The following is a 15,206-nucleotide window of genomic DNA, read 5'->3' on the forward strand; positions in this document are numbered from 1 at the left end:
TCTTGGTGGAGCAGCGAGAACACAATTTTCCGCGATTCCTATGAATTTATTGCATCCTGAAGAACAGGCGGCGTATTTAGTGACGGGTATTTGGTCAAAAATGGCTTTACAGGAAGCACAATTGTTGAAAAAGGCATACTGTGCTGCCAGTACAGAACAAAATCAATTTAAAACAATCCCTGAGGCTAAAAGCTGGGTAATTCAGAAAGATACAAAATATTTATACTATACTCCTAATGAAACCGTGAATGGAATTCGATTTCCCTATGTACCGCAAACGGGTGACGTTCCATTAATTGCTGACATGACCTCTTGCTTGCTCAGCGAACCATTAGATATTAAGCAATATGGTATGGTGTTTGCCGGTGCCCAAAAAAATATTGCTAATGCAGGATTAACCATTGTTATTATTCGCGATGATCTATTAGATAGGGCGGCAACTCCCGTTGTACCTACTATGCTGAATTACAAAACACAGGCAGATCACCACTCCCTTTATGCCACCCCCCCAGTTTTTAATTGTTATCTGGCGGCTAAAATGTTTGAGTGGATTAAAGAGCAGGGCGGTGTTGATGCTCTATTTCGGCAAAATTGTATGAAAGCAGCTAAATTGTATCAATATCTGGATTCCACTGATTTTTATACTACAACTGTAGATAAAGAAGCTCGCTCAATAATGAATGTATGTTTTTCCTTAAAAAATTCTGCTTTGGAGTCATTGTTTATTGAATCAGCGGAACAACGTGGATTATGCGCATTGAAAGGGCACCGATTCGTTGGAGGCCTTCGTGCTAGTTTATATAATGCAATGCCGATGTCTGGTGTTGACGCGTTAATTAATTTTATGTCTGAATTTGCCGAGGAAAACAACTTGTGAGTAGATTGAACTTCGTGAGCCATCCGGTTCATTCAATTAAAGGTGAAATTACTGTTCCTGGTGATAAATCCATTTCTCATCGTTCGATCATTTTTGGGGCGCTCGCAAAAGGAATTACACGAGTTAACGGATTTCTTGATGGAGAAGATTGCCTTGCTACTTTGAAAGCATTCAAAGCTATGGGAGTAGTTATTGAGGGGCCTCATGAGCAGGAGGTCATTATACACGGGGCAGGCAAATACGGTTTAAGCAAACCTGAGGTTGTTCTCGATTGTGGAAATTCAGGAACCAGCATGCGTTTGTTGGCTGGCTTACTGGCTGCACAGAACTTTGATAGCCAATTAACAGGAGATGAGAGCCTGCTAAAAAGACCCATGTTACGAATCAGTAAACCATTAACTCAAATGGGAGCTGTAGTTGCTACACACGATGGAAAACCTCCTATTGTGCTGACTGGCGGTAATAAATTAAAAGCAATAGATTATGTGATGCCAGAAGCGAGTGCACAGGTTAAGTCCTGTATTCTTTTAGCTGGGATGTATGCTGAGGGAACAACCAGTATCACCGAAACAGGCGTGAGTCGAGATCATACCGAACGCATGTTAAAAACTTTTTCTTATCCTGTTGCTATCAGCAAAAATAATATAAAAATTGATGCAAAATCCGAATGTCACGGCACTGATATTACGGTTCCTGGAGATATATCATCCGCAGCATTTTTTATTGTGGCGGCTACTATAATTCCTGGATCTGATTTATTAATACGTAATGTAGGAGTTAATCCTACGCGAACTGGTGTTATCCATATATTAAAAGATATGGGGGCAAATATTACCCTACTAAATCAACGGTTTTATGGTGAAGAACCGGTTGCCGATTTGCGTATTAAATCTGCAAAACTAAAAGGAATCAAGATTGATGAGTCCATGGTTCCCCTGGCAATAGATGAGTTCCCCATTCTGTTTATCGCTGCAGCATGTGCTGAGGGACAAACGATACTACACGGTGCACGTGAGCTTCGTTTGAAAGAAAGTGATCGTATTGGTGCCATGGCCAAAGGATTAGATAAGCTTGGTGTAGTAACTAAGGTATTTGATGATGGAATCCAGATTGATGGTGGAATCGTACAAGGAGGTGAGGTTGATAGCTTGGGTGATCATCGTATTGCCATGTCTTTCGCTATCGCTGGTGCGATTGCAAAACAATCAATAACAGTTACTAATTGTGCTAATGTGGCGACTTCGTTTCCTGATTTTGTATTAACTGCTAATACTGTTGATTTTAGAATAGAGGACATAATCGATAATGTTTGATAAAAATGTACCCGTAATTACCCTTGATGGTCCTAGTGGAACAGGTAAAGGAACTATTTGCCATTTGCTTGCAAAACATCTTGGTTGGAATATGCTTGATAGCGGTGCTATTTATCGTGTTCTGGCCTATGTTGCTCGAAAAAATCAGGTGGATTTTAATGATATTGAGCAACTGGCTGATTTGGCGCAAACGCTGAATTTACGTTTTGAGTCTTCTGAACATAATGAAACCAAAGTGATTGTTGATGATGAAGATGTGTCACAATTGATTCGTAGCGAACAATGCGGACAGGACGCTTCGCAGATTGCAGCTATCCCTGAAGTAAGAACTGCTCTTCTAGAGCGGCAAAAGAATTTCGCACAACTCCCAGGTTTGGTAACTGATGGCCGAGATATGGGGACCGTAGTGTTTCCAAATGCAGTTTTAAAGATATTTCTTTATGCAAATGAAGAAGAGAGAGCCAATAGGCGTTATTTACAGTTGAAAGAAAAGGGAATTAATGTTAGCCTCGCGCAGGTTGTTGAAGAACTGGTTAAACGTGATACAAGGGATACAGCACGGGCACATGCTCCGCTTAAACCGGCAGAGGATGCTGTGCAGATCGATACAACTGGATTGTCAATTGTACAAGTGTTCAATAATGTATTAAAATTATTGGATAAACATTTGAACAATTTATAGTTCCGTTTGTTTGGGGGAAAGGTGAGTGGACCTCATTCTTTCATTTTTTTACTAAAGAGTTTATTAACATGTCTGAAAGTTTCAAAGAACTATTTGAGCAAAGTATTATCGGCGCTCAATTTTATCCTGGTGCCATCATTACTGCTAAAGTTATTGGTATAGATGATGACTACGTTACTTTAAATGCTGGATTAAAATCCGAAGGTATTGTAGCTGTAGAAGAATTCTATGACAAAGACGGCGCACTGGAAATTAGCCTAGGTGATACTGTCGAAGTGGCATTAGATTCCGTTGAAGACGGCCACGGCGAAACGCTGCTTTCAAGAGAAAAAGCCAAGCGTCAGGAAGCATGGCGCAAATTATCTAAATCCCATGAAAATAATGAAACAGTTACTGGTCTCATTTCTGGCAAGGTCAAAGGTGGCTTTACTGTAGAAATTGGAACTATACGTGCATTCTTACCTGGTTCATTAGTAGATGTTAGACCTGTAAGAGATCCTTCTTACCTTGAAGGTAAAGAGCTTGAGTTCAAAGTTATCAAAATGGATCTTAAGCGCAACAATATCGTTGTGTCACGTCGTGCTGTTGTTGAAGAAGAAAGCAGTGCTGACAGACAAGCTCTTCTTGAATCGTTACATGACGGTCAAGAGCTGCATGGTATCGTTAAAAATCTTACCGATTACGGTGCGTTTATCGATCTGGGTGGTATTGATGGTCTGTTACACATCACTGATATTTCCTGGAAACGCGTTAAGCATCCAAGTGAATTATTATCAGTAGGCCAGGATGTAAAAGTTAAAGTATTGAGTTTTGATAGCGAAAGAAACCGTGTTTCTTTAGGCATGAAACAATTAGGAAATGATCCTTGGGTTGATTTGGTTGAGCGTTATCCTTTAACCAAAAGATTACAAGGTAAAGTTACCAATATTACTGATTATGGTTGCTTTGTTGAAATTGAAGAAGGTGTGGAAGGCTTAGTACACATGTCTGAAATGGATTGGACTAATAAAAACGTTCATCCAAGCAAAGTAGTATCTATGGGTGATGTAGTTGACGTTATGGTTCTTGAAATTGATGAAGACAGACGTCGTATCTCTTTAGGTATGAAACAATGTGTTGGTAATCCATGGCAACAATTTGCAGCTGCACATAGCAAAGGCCAAAAAGTAAGTGGAAAGATTCGTTCAATCACTGACTTTGGTATCTTCATTGGATTGGATGGTGAAATTGATGGTCTGGTTCACTTGTCTGATATTTCCTGGACTGTTGCTGGCGAAGAAGCTGTAAAACAGTTTAAGAAAGGTCAAGAGTTAGAGGCTGTAATTTTAGCTATTGATCCAGAGCGTGAGCGTATTTCTTTAGGATTGAAGCAACTTGAAGGGGATAACTTTACAAGTTTCGCTGACTCATTTACTAAAGGCGCCATTGTTAAAGGTACTGTAACGGCAGTAGATGCTAAGTTAGTAACTGTAGCTTTAGCTGATGATATCGTTGGTACAATTCGAGCTAATGAACTTTCTGATGAACGTGTTGATGATGCAACTACTGTTGTTAAAGAAGGTGATGAAATCGAAGCCAAAATCATCAACGTTGACAGAAAAAATCGTTCAATAACACTTTCTGTTAAAGCTAAAGATGCTCAAGATGAAGCTGATGCTATCAAGAAATACTCTAGAGCTGAAGGTACTTCAACTACTCTAGGTGATTTGTTGAAAGAAAAAATGGCGAGTAAAGAAGGCGAATAGTCGCTTTACAGTCAACAACACTAGAAAAAGCGTAGTTATCACTACGCTTTTTTATTTTATAAGGTATTGCTGAATTGTGTAGCAAAAAACGCCATCCATAACTTCAGTAAAATTTCTGTCGAGATAGAGATAGGAGCAATTCTCCCGAGAAGGTTACAATATCTGTAGTATTAGTGAACCAAAAATGAAAAGCAGTTATCTTATTAAACTCCATTATTTATAAAATATCTTTTCAACTGACTTATTCTGACTGATCATGTTATGATGGGACAGTTTAAAAATACAAGGAATCCTGAATGCGCATATTAATGCTGGTTACTTATATTTTACTTATTATTATTGGTGTTAGTTTTGCCGCGTTAAATGCTTCTTCAGTTGACGTCAATTTTTATTTTAAAACGTTGTCTATGCCTATATCTGTATTGATGACAATAATGCTTGGCGTGGGCATTTTAATTGGATTTTTACTTTTTATCAGTAGGTATTGGCGTTTAAAAATTGAATGCCATAGAATGAAAAATCAGTTAAAGCTGACCGAAAAAGAAATTAAAAATTTACGTTCAATTCCTTTACAGGATCAACATTAATTCTTTTATTATCAGGAAACCCAGTATGCAGAGAGGGATATTAATAAATGATTAATTTATGGCCATTACTATTGCCTGCTGCTGCGTGGTCTGGATGGTGGATAGCTAACCGCAGCAATTCGGATAAAAATACTAATGTGAGTAATCGCCTGTCTCGAGAATATGTGGTCGGACTTAATTATTTATTAAATGAACAATCGGATAAAGCGGTAGATATATTTATTAAATTATTGGAAGTTGATAGTGATACGGTAGAAACGCATTTAGCCTTAGGAAGTTTGTTTCGGCGAAGAGGTGAGGTTGATAGAGCTATTCGAATCCATCAAAATTTAATTGCCAGACCTCAGCTCAGCATTCTTCAGAGAAAAGAAGCTTTAATGGCTTTAGGCCAGGATTACATGAGCGCAGGTGTTTTTGATCGCGCTGAACGGATATTTCTGGAAGTTGTTGAGTCAGGTGGTAGCAAGGAAACAAGCAGTCTACATGGATTGCTCGCTATTTATCAGCAGGAAAAAGCCTGGGAAAAGGCTCTTGATGTGATTAAAAAACTGGAAATTTCAACCGGTAACAGTTTGCATCAACAAGCAGCTCATTACTATTGTGAGATGGCTTCACAGGCATTGAAAGTAAACGCACTTGATAGAGCTGTATATTGTATCAAACAGGCAATTAATGTTGATTCTGAGTCAGTTAGAGCCAGTTTAATGAATGCAAGTATAGAAATGAAAGAAGGGCGTTACAAGCAAGCAATACGTTCTTTAAAGAGAGTACCTCTGCAGGATGCTGAGTTTCTAACCGAAATTATTGAACCACTTGTTTTTTGTCATAAAGAATTGGATTCAATGGCTGATTGTATTAATTATCTGGAACAGACCTTGGTGGATCATCCACGAGCATCTGTTATTTTCGTTATTGCCGAGTATCTGCGCCAAAATAAAAATATGGATGCGGCGATCGATTTTGTTGCTGATAAGTTAAGCACACATCCCTCAATTCGTGGACTGAATAGACTGATCTATTGGCATCTTGAATCTGCACATGGAAAAGTGCGTGATAAATTACAAATGCTCTACGATATTACGAGTAAATTTTTAGATAATAAACCAATTTATCGATGCGGTCATTGTGGTTTTGGTGGGAAACACTTACATTGGCATTGTCCAAGTTGTAAGCAATGGGGTAGAATGAAGCCAATTCATGGTTTAGAAGGCGATTAGGGTGGGTTTATTTTAACTTTTTTACAAGAGACACTTGTAACTTCTCAAATAAGTTGTGGCAAAACTACTGTATTGAATGACCGCAGTAATTCGGAATAGGGAAAATTCCCCCGATCCCTGAGATGTTACTATTCTTTAGTAACCCATATGATAATCAAAAATATTATATACAAATTATGAGACTATAATGCAATTTATTGACTTGAAAACACAATATTCATTAATTGAAAATGACATACTTAATAGTATAAAAAATGTATTAAATCATGGGCAATATATCATGGGTCCTGAAATAACTGAACTTGAGAACCAGTTGGCATCGTTTGTTGGTGTGAAGCATGCAATTGTTAATTCAAGCGGTACAGATGCTTTGTTAATGGCACTTATGGCCCTTGATATCAAACCTGGTGATGAAGTGATTACCAGCCCATTCAGTTTTTTTGCTACAGCAGAAGTCATTAGTCTTTGTCATGCTATTCCTGTTTTCGTTGATATTGATCCACTTACTTACAATCTGGATCCTGCAAAACTTGAAGCAGCAATAACCCAAAAGACAAAAGCGATAATGCCTGTTGCGTTATATGGTCAATGCGCGGATTATGATGAAATTAATGCGATTGCAAGCCAATACGGTATTCCTGTAATTGAAGACGCTGCTCAAAGTTTCGGGGCGACTTATAAAGGCAAATCTTCTTGTGCTGTGACTACTATTGGATGCACCAGTTTCTTCCCTTCAAAGCCATTAGGTGGTTATGGAGATTCAGGAGCATGTTTTACAAATGATGACGCTATAGCACAACGATTAATTGAAATAAGAATTCATGGTCAGAATGCTCGATATTGTCATAGTCGCGTTGGCATTAATGGACGAATGGATACAATTCAAGCTGCTGTCTTAATTGAGAAAATGAAGATATTTCCAAATGAAATTAAAATGCGCCAAAATGTGGCTGAACGCTATAACGAAATGTTGGAGTCATTCGTCAGAATTCCCCATGTTAAATCTCATAACACCAGCGTATATGCTCAGTATACTATTGAAGTTGACAATAGGGATAAGTTTCAGCAATCAATGCAATCTGCTGGAATCCCCACCGCGGTTCATTACCCGATAGCAATGCACCATCAAAAAGCATTAAGTTATTTAAATTATAAGACAGGTGATTTCCCTTATGCTGAAATGGCAAGTAATCGTGTGATTAGTTTACCTATGCATCCTTATTTGCAAGTAGAAGAGCAGATAAAAGTTGTTGCTGCAGTAAAAAGCGCTTTAGAATGTCAAAAAGAAAAGGCTGTAATTTAATGAACTCGAAATTAATTGTTGCACTGGATTTTGATACTGAGAAGGATGCCTTACGTTTGATTGACCAGCTAGATCCAAATAATTGTGGATTAAAGGTTGGCAGTGAGATGTTCACTCTTTTTGGGGCTCAATTTGTAAAACAGTTAGTTTCTCGCCAGTTTAAAGTGTTTCTGGATTTAAAATTTCATGATATTCCTAATACAGTAGCGCAAGCATGTAAGGCTGCCGCTGACCTGGGAGTATGGATGATGAATGTCCATGCGTCAGGTGGTTTTAACATGATGAAAGCAGCGCATGAGGCACTGCAATCTTATGGGAAAGAACGTCCTATTTTAATCGCAGTAACCGTGCTAACCAGTTTTACTGAACCGGAATTGGTTGATATCGGAATTAATAGACACTTAATAGAACAAGTTACAATGCTGGCAAAACTTGCCAAGTCTGCAGGATTAAATGGTGTAGTTAGTTCTGCACATGAAGTCAGGACAATCAAAAACGAATGCGGGTCTGAATTTATAACGGTTACTCCAGGAATTCGTTTATCAAGTAATTCAAGAGATGATCAATCACGAATAATGACACCGAATCAAGCGATTACGGAAGGGAGTAATTTTTTGGTTATTGGCAGACCAATAACTCAGTCAGCGAATCCATCTAAAGTTATATTCGAAATTCTTTCTGATATAAGTTAACACACCTATCAAATTATTTGGTCATGCGGTATAATTTGCAGACATTATCCGGTCAATTATGTCTGCTCTATTTTAATCCGTGAAAAATTATGATAATTGTAATAAATGTCTTAATTGTTAGTGACAATTATACAAGTACACCGCTTGGCTCCCAATGCTTATTTAACGGAATATCAGACTTAAGGATGAGGTGATGACCCCACAGCACATAATAAGTCAGCTTCTGGAATCTGACATAAAATACCCGCAAAATCTTGAACTCCTAAAAAAGATAATCTTGGTTACTTACCTTGGTCGACTACGGATTAATGGCTTAGCTCCAGATAATAAAATCGCTCTGGGAAATTATATATTCGACGATGAGCGAATGATGTTTGATTTATCACGCTTAAGTGATGAAAAAAAAGAACTATTTAATCAATGGCTCTTAGGCCCACACCAGCAAGACAAAAAAAGGGTTTCTTTTTCAGCTATTAGGGTAAATGAAGACAGAGGGATCGCAAATGAAGAACGTTTAGGATGGTGGGAAACATTTACCAATTGGTTGGATGGTGGTCAGTCCGAACAGTGGAAAATAGCTGATTTCGAATTATCTCTGAACTATCAGTTAACCGGAATTGAATTGTGTCATGGAGAACGAGGGCTTCTAATTGGATTTAATCAGCATTTTATTCCCTCATCTGGCGGAAAGTACAAAGATCCTGATGATAATCAGAGCGAGCCATTAGGTAATACCAAGAGGGTTATTATAACTAATAGATTAGTAGAACAATTAACCCAGGTAAATATTAAGAATATCCGGCCTGAATCGGTATGTAAAAGTGCTCACCCTCAAGCAATAGACATTCTGAATCCCAATGCTCGCTACGAGGAGATGAGTTCTTATAGAAAAACACAGAGCTATAATAAAATTCCTCCATGGTATGTACGGCTGTGGAACTGGATTACATCATGGCCTAGCTCATGGTTTGCCAAAGAAGAAGTCATTCCTCCCAAATTGACTCCTGTTGATCATAAATTAATACTGCTTTATGAAAATGAAACAACAAAAGTTTACCAACGCACAACTACTCAGGAAATTATTGTCTTCGAGCAGAAACCTGATATAGAAAATTTGGTTTTTTGTGGTGGAGGAGAAAAGATTTTTGCTCATATTGGGGTATGGAAGGCGCTTAATGAGGCAAATATTACTCCAACGAGATTTGCTGGCAGTTCAGCTGGTGCAATTATGGCAATGTTGTGTTATTTGGGTTATACCGCGGATGAAATTGAGATTTTGTTTAGAAATTTTAAACAAGAACATATTGTGCATTATGATATAGATTTTGATGGGCTTTCTGGTTCTGAATCAATAAAAACCGGCCTTGATTATGCTGTTACAAATAAATTAAAAGAAATTGTAATAAAATACGGCATTCCTTTTCCTAAGGGAACTATTACGTTTAAAACATTAGAGTCTATAAGACTGCAATGCCCTGGATGTGGGCTTGGCTCTGAAATAACGGTTACATCAACGAACAGAACATTAAGAAAAACCTCTTATTTTTCATTAGCTCGTAGCCCAGATATGGAGTTGACTAAAGCTGTAGAGTTATCAGCTAAATTCCCTGTTGTTTTTAAAGCAGAAGTAATTGATGGTGAAGCACATAATGATGGTGGAATTTTAAGTAATTTTCCTACAGAAGTTTTTTCTGATGATCACTCAACTTTGTTAGAGTCAGAGCACGGGAATAATCTTAAAGTGCTTGCAGTTCAGTTTGATAATGGTACTGAACGTACAGCTATTGACAGAATAATGGAAGAAGTTTATCGAGAGAATGCAGTTTTAAATGCTGTGTATGGCATGCTTACAGGGGTTAATGATCCTGCAAGTGCATGGGTTAGAGATCGTTTGAAATTACGACAATACGCTCATCAAACTATAGTGCCAAATGTTGATGATATCCCTGTTTCAGGATTTAGTGTTCCCGTTGATAGCCAGATTAAAATGATTCAGAGAGGATATGAGCCAACAGTGGATCATTTAACCGTACGCTACGGTCAAAAAGAAGGATTTACTCATAAAAATCAGGAGTTGATGTACAGCACTTTTAGCTCCTTAGGCGATCTGCTTGCTTATTGTTGCTATAGAGGGGATAAACATTGGTTTGAAATTGTTAATAATTTGATCTTACAATCTACACTACCAAATCGTCCCGCTCTTATGAAAAAATCTCTTGAGCTGCGAAATTTGTATTTCTCTGCTTCCACCACTTCCAAACCAGAGAAGCAAGAACACACTCAAAAAAAACCAGTTACTTTTTTTGGAAACTCAATACCTACTCAAAATGATTCAGTAATTGACGAAAGTCATCACAATGCGTTACATGCTTTGTACCCGATTTTCCTGAAATTAACTTCTGATTTAGTGCAAACTGATTCTGATAAAAGTATATTGATGACTGCACGTCACTCATTAAGGCTTCATGCTCCTTTTAAGTGTCTTGACCATTTCAACCGTATATCCAATAAAAATCATATAATATTACATATTTTTATCAATTTGATAAAGGCGTTAAAAGATAATCCTGATCCTGAAATATACGATGCTCTTAAAGAGCTCGAAAAAATGTCTTTCACTACGGTCAAATTATTAAAACCTGACTATTACGACAAATGGGATTTAAGCCTTGCACAATCTTTAAGGGTTTTAAAAAAATTAAATAATGGTGAACATGCCTCAGCAAGCCAGCTACTTTCTTTTCTGCGCGATAAAATAGAGCCTATGCAGGTAATTAAAGATGGAACATTCTATGATGATTTTAGTGAGCCAGAGCTGGCAATGAGCTCTACTAATTTTAGTATGAGCGCACTTTAGCACCTTTGTATTGAGTGCGCATTTTGCGACATATGCTTAATTAATTCCTTAATGTTTGAACGTTACTATTAGCCTAGGTTCTATGCGTCAAATTTTAATTCGCTTTAAATCAGTTGTTGTGAATGATATGAAATAATTCAGAACAGAATTTAGTGAATCCATCATTTTGATTAATTAATCCTTTTTGTCGGAAGAAACTTTGTGTCATAAACAAAGAATTAGAAACAATGGGTAGTAAAATATCTTTATACATGATGTATGTTGTTAGCTAAACTCTCTATCAAGAGAAGCTCCCCAGATAATCTCTCTACATTATTTGGTAAATTTTAAAACATATTATTTTCCATAACATGTTATTATTTGCTTAGATATAGAAAATAATTAAGCTATTATTGATTTTATTTGAAATAGATAGTTTGTTTTTTGCTCTATACTTTAAATGAGTCTAATAATAAGTGTATCTATTATGATCTGTTTAAATAATATGAAAATGTATTCCTCATATTTGGAAAACTGTTATAACCATATTTTTGATAATACAGTAATTAAAAGTTGGGGTTATGTATATTATGATCTGACAGGGCGTTTTTTACAGTTAATGTCAGATAAATGGCTACTTGAACATTTTTTAAAAAATGAATTATTTGCTGATCAAATAATACAACATATCACCTTTCCTGATAGTAGTTATTACTCTTCCGATATAACCAACGATGAACATGTATCTAATAACATTAAAGAAATATTATCTACCCAAGGTTATACTTATTTTTTTGATATTTGTTTTAATCATTCCGACTATTCTGAAATTTATACGTTCGCAACCCTTAAAAATCCTGTTTTTGCCAATAATTATATATTAAACAATCTGGATGTTCTGAAGATTATCAGCGATGATTTGTCGGTTCGTTGCAGGCGGTTGTTAACCAAAGAAAATACTTTAATTTTGCCTTCTGATTTTATTATTCAAATGAATGAGCTTAAAGAGATGCAGGATCATTCTGCTCATTTAAATTTAAAGGAGATAATTATAAATAAAGAGCAAAATGTTCCCAAATTAGCAGAGGTAGTTAAGGATAATGTTTTTGATTTTAATAACTTACCATTTAGTTTTCTGCACTCAAAAGAAATTACACATCGGGAAAAAGAAATAATCTATTTATACTATCAAGGGTTTAATCAACATCGAATCGCAGAAATATTGGATTTGTCAAAACGTACCGTAGATAAGCATTTTGAACGAATTAAGATGAAGTTGAATTGTGATAGCATCGGGCATATTATCCCTGCTTTGTTGCGACATGATAATTTATTCAAAGATCTTAGTAAAAAATAATTTCTTTAGGCTAAGCAATCGAACTTTCTGCCTTGCTGACTTAAATGGCTTTTCGATATATACTTCTTGATTTACTCAGAACATTTATATGTACAGTGACTTAACTCTTTATTATTTGAATCAGATAGGGATAACGCCCTGGATAAACAGACATGATTCTCCAAATAGTAAAACTCAAATGTCTGAGTCGATTAACATACCTAAAATAGCTATTCTCAAGAATAAAAAACTGAATGACAGGGCAGAAGCGCTTTTTAACAAAATGCTTGCTTATCTCAATCTTAATGAGTCTGATTTATTGATCTGTGATTCTTTTTCATTTGAGCTGCTTAATAAGCAATCACTATTAGCTGTATTGCTTCTGGGGATGGATTCTGAGAGTGTAATTACAGAATTAAATTTAAATTGTCCAATCTTAAGTGGTGCATCACCAGATGATTTACTCAATAATCCATCAGCAAAAAAAATAGTTTTCCAAGCGTTACACTTTATTAAGTCATTAATTAACTCGAATTGATAACAACTGATGAAAGAAAAGGGATTTACATTAATTGAACTTGTGATGGTTCTCGTGGTATTTGCCGTATTGGCTATTTTAAGTACTGGTTCTTTTACACAGCTTTATAGTAATAATGAGAAACAAGCTTTAATTGATGACATTAAAAACCTTGTTCAATACGCGAAGATTCAGGCGATTGCGCTTGGTCAAAAGGTAACGCTTGCCCCATTGGCTCCTGATTTAAATTGGGCGAAAGGGGTTATTCTTTCTCAATATCATAGCAATCCAGCTCACGAAGCGGTGCTTCATACCAGACAATGGCATTATCGTTATTGGAAGGTAAGCTGGTCTGGAGTTAATTCAGAACATAAAATTGTATTTGCAAATAATTTGAATACTTCAATCAGTAATGGGGTATTTACCTTGACCAATTTACGAACTCAAGAGAAAGCGACACTTATTTTAAATCGTCTTGGTAGAATAAGAGTGACTCCAGGCGCCTAGAACATTGTTCGCCAAGGGTTTATATAAGGTTTCAGTGTAGATGGCATTACAGTTATTATAATTGATACTTCTGAGCCGCAATAACTTGTTCCTTTCCGAGGAATTTTGTACTATTCGTCAATATAATTTACTGTGATGAACATTTATGTCTCTCAATAATCAATCTATTTTTTCTCCTGATATTCAGGAGCCGGATTCTCTCATGGAGTGGAGAGAACATACTGGTTCGCTAACAGATAAGTTGTATGATGCTCGAGGCTCGACAGACTTAGAAGTAATTGCTCAAAATTGGAGTAATAGGGATTGGTGGGAGCATTATTTTCTTAAAATAAAAAGCAATCGTGTTTTTTTGCGTGAAATAGTAATGAAAAACGCGGGAGTAGAGTATTGGTACGCGCGAACTATAATTCCGCAGTCCTGTTATGATCTTAACACAGAGTTTTTTAAACGATTAGAGCATGAATCTATTCGCAATTTAATTTTTGGTGAGGAAAGTGTAAAACGCTTGAATAGGGTTTGTTATCCTGTAAACAGTGAAAATATTGAATATCATTGGGTAAAAAATCATATAAAATCAGTTTCAGGGATTTTGTGGGTGCGGTTGGCTGAATATGCTGTACACAACAAGGAATCATTTTTTTTAATTGAAATACTATTACCTGAATTAGAGACCGTATTATGATAAAATGGGGCGCATACTGGAGACTTACTCGCTTAAATAAACCAGTAGGAATATTGTTATTATGGTACCCAACGGCTTGGGCCTTGTGGATTGCCAATCAGGGAATGCCTTCATTAAAATTATTGTTTTTGTTTTTCATTGGCACGGTTTTAATGCGATCAGCTGGTTGTGTGATAAATGACATTGCAGACAGAAAAATAGACAAGCATGTTGCCAGAACGAAATTGCGTCCTTTAACTTCAAATGAAATTTGTTTGACAGAAGCTTGCATTATTTTAGGAGTTCTCCTGTTTTGTTCCTTGATGGTTTTAATTAATTTGCCTTGGGCTTGTTTTTATCCAGCGTTAATATCAGTTTTTATTACCTTTTTATATCCGTACTGTAAGCGTTTTATTAATGCTCCTCAGGTTGTATTGGGTCTGGCATTCTCTATGGGTATTCCTATGGCATATATTGCATCATCTGTACCATTAAATGGTGATTCAATTCTGCTGTTTATTCTGAATTTTGCCTGGATTGTGGCTTATGACACGATGTATGCAATGACAGACAAAGCCGATGATCTATTAATTGGCGTAAAATCTACAGCCATTTATTTTGCCAGTTATGATAAATTTATTATTGGATTTTTATTACTTTCTATGCATGCATTATGGTTATTTTGGGCTGTAGTTAATGAACTTCATTTTGGCTTTTATTTGCTATGGGTGCTTGCATCGGGTGTCTTGTTTTATCAACAACGATTAATTGCTAACAGAGTGCCACAAGAGTGTTTTAAAGCATTTTTAGTGAGCACGTATTACGGTGCTTTAATGTGGTTGGCTGTAGGATTAGGCATGATGTAAAGGGCTTTGTTGCAGGGAGAGATCATCAAAATCTGTTAATGAATAGTTAATTATGATCAAATACCCC

14 protein-coding genes are annotated in these 15,206 nt (G+C 36.5%); all 14 read left to right on the forward strand.

Going from position 1 to position 15,206, the window contains the following annotated elements:
• Window positions 1-877, forward strand: an 877-nt coding sequence (gene serC / locus Q0495_RS06320; RefSeq protein WP_298624198.1) for a 3-phosphoserine/phosphohydroxythreonine transaminase, incomplete at its 5' end; no start/stop codon positions are given.
• A gap of 5 nt (window positions 878-882) precedes the next feature.
• Window positions 883-2,190 carry a 3-phosphoshikimate 1-carboxyvinyltransferase gene (gene aroA / locus Q0495_RS06325; RefSeq protein WP_298624211.1) on the forward strand — a complete coding sequence of 436 codons (1,308 nt, stop codon included), beginning with the start codon at window positions 883-885 and terminating at the stop codon, window positions 2,188-2,190.
• Window positions 2,183-2,872: a (d)CMP kinase gene (gene cmk, locus Q0495_RS06330; protein WP_298624199.1), complete on the forward strand. Its 690-nt coding sequence runs from the start codon at window positions 2,183-2,185 to the stop codon at window positions 2,870-2,872. The genes aroA and cmk overlap by 8 nt, the downstream gene beginning before the upstream one ends.
• Before the next feature lie 68 nt (window positions 2,873-2,940).
• Complete coding sequence (gene rpsA / locus Q0495_RS06335; protein ID WP_298624200.1) at window positions 2,941-4,617, forward strand: 30S ribosomal protein S1; 1,677 nt, start codon at window positions 2,941-2,943, stop codon at window positions 4,615-4,617.
• A 296-nt stretch (window positions 4,618-4,913) separates the two neighbouring features.
• Window positions 4,914-5,204 (forward strand): LapA family protein, encoded by a 291-nt coding sequence (locus Q0495_RS06340; RefSeq protein WP_298624201.1) that lies wholly within the window; start codon window positions 4,914-4,916, stop codon window positions 5,202-5,204.
• Between the two features lie 47 nt (window positions 5,205-5,251).
• Entirely contained in the window at window positions 5,252-6,421 is a 1,170-nt protein-coding gene (gene lapB, locus Q0495_RS06345) for a lipopolysaccharide assembly protein LapB (protein WP_298624202.1), read from the forward strand.
• A 187-nt stretch (window positions 6,422-6,608) separates the two neighbouring features.
• Window positions 6,609-7,724 carry a DegT/DnrJ/EryC1/StrS aminotransferase family protein gene (locus Q0495_RS06350; RefSeq protein ID WP_298624203.1) on the forward strand — a complete coding sequence of 372 codons (1,116 nt, stop codon included), beginning with the start codon at window positions 6,609-6,611 and terminating at the stop codon, window positions 7,722-7,724.
• Complete coding sequence (gene pyrF, locus Q0495_RS06355; protein ID WP_298624204.1) at window positions 7,724-8,416, forward strand: orotidine-5'-phosphate decarboxylase; 693 nt, start codon at window positions 7,724-7,726, stop codon at window positions 8,414-8,416. The genes Q0495_RS06350 and pyrF overlap by 1 nt, the downstream gene beginning before the upstream one ends.
• 193 nt (window positions 8,417-8,609) lie before the next feature.
• The gene (vpdC, locus tag Q0495_RS06360; protein ID WP_298624205.1) at window positions 8,610-11,273 is read left to right on the forward strand and encodes a Dot/Icm T4SS effector VpdC; all 2,664 of its coding nucleotides are present in this window, start codon (window positions 8,610-8,612) and stop codon (window positions 11,271-11,273) included.
• Between the two features lie 598 nt (window positions 11,274-11,871).
• The gene (locus Q0495_RS06365; protein ID WP_298624206.1) at window positions 11,872-12,609 is read left to right on the forward strand and encodes a LuxR C-terminal-related transcriptional regulator; all 738 of its coding nucleotides are present in this window, start codon (window positions 11,872-11,874) and stop codon (window positions 12,607-12,609) included.
• Window positions 12,610-12,697: 88 nt separating this feature from the next.
• A complete protein-coding gene (locus Q0495_RS06370) occupies window positions 12,698-13,126 on the forward strand; it encodes a DNA polymerase III subunit psi (protein ID WP_298624207.1) in 429 nt (142 codons plus the stop codon).
• A 9-nt stretch (window positions 13,127-13,135) separates the two neighbouring features.
• The gene (locus Q0495_RS06375; protein ID WP_298624208.1) at window positions 13,136-13,612 is read left to right on the forward strand and encodes a GspH/FimT family pseudopilin; all 477 of its coding nucleotides are present in this window, start codon (window positions 13,136-13,138) and stop codon (window positions 13,610-13,612) included.
• 145 nt (window positions 13,613-13,757) lie between these two features.
• The gene (locus Q0495_RS06380) at window positions 13,758-14,294 is read left to right on the forward strand and encodes a chorismate lyase (protein WP_298624209.1); all 537 of its coding nucleotides are present in this window, start codon (window positions 13,758-13,760) and stop codon (window positions 14,292-14,294) included.
• Window positions 14,291-15,139, forward strand: a complete 849-nt coding sequence (gene ubiA, locus Q0495_RS06385; RefSeq protein ID WP_298624210.1) for a 4-hydroxybenzoate octaprenyltransferase — start codon at window positions 14,291-14,293, stop codon at window positions 15,137-15,139. Before Q0495_RS06380 ends, ubiA begins: the two co-directional genes overlap by 4 nt.
• The last annotated feature ends 67 nt before the right edge of the window (window positions 15,140-15,206 follow it).

It is taken from the genome of uncultured Legionella sp. (genome assembly GCF_937871865.1).
GTDB lineage: Bacteria > Pseudomonadota > Gammaproteobacteria > Legionellales > Legionellaceae > Legionella.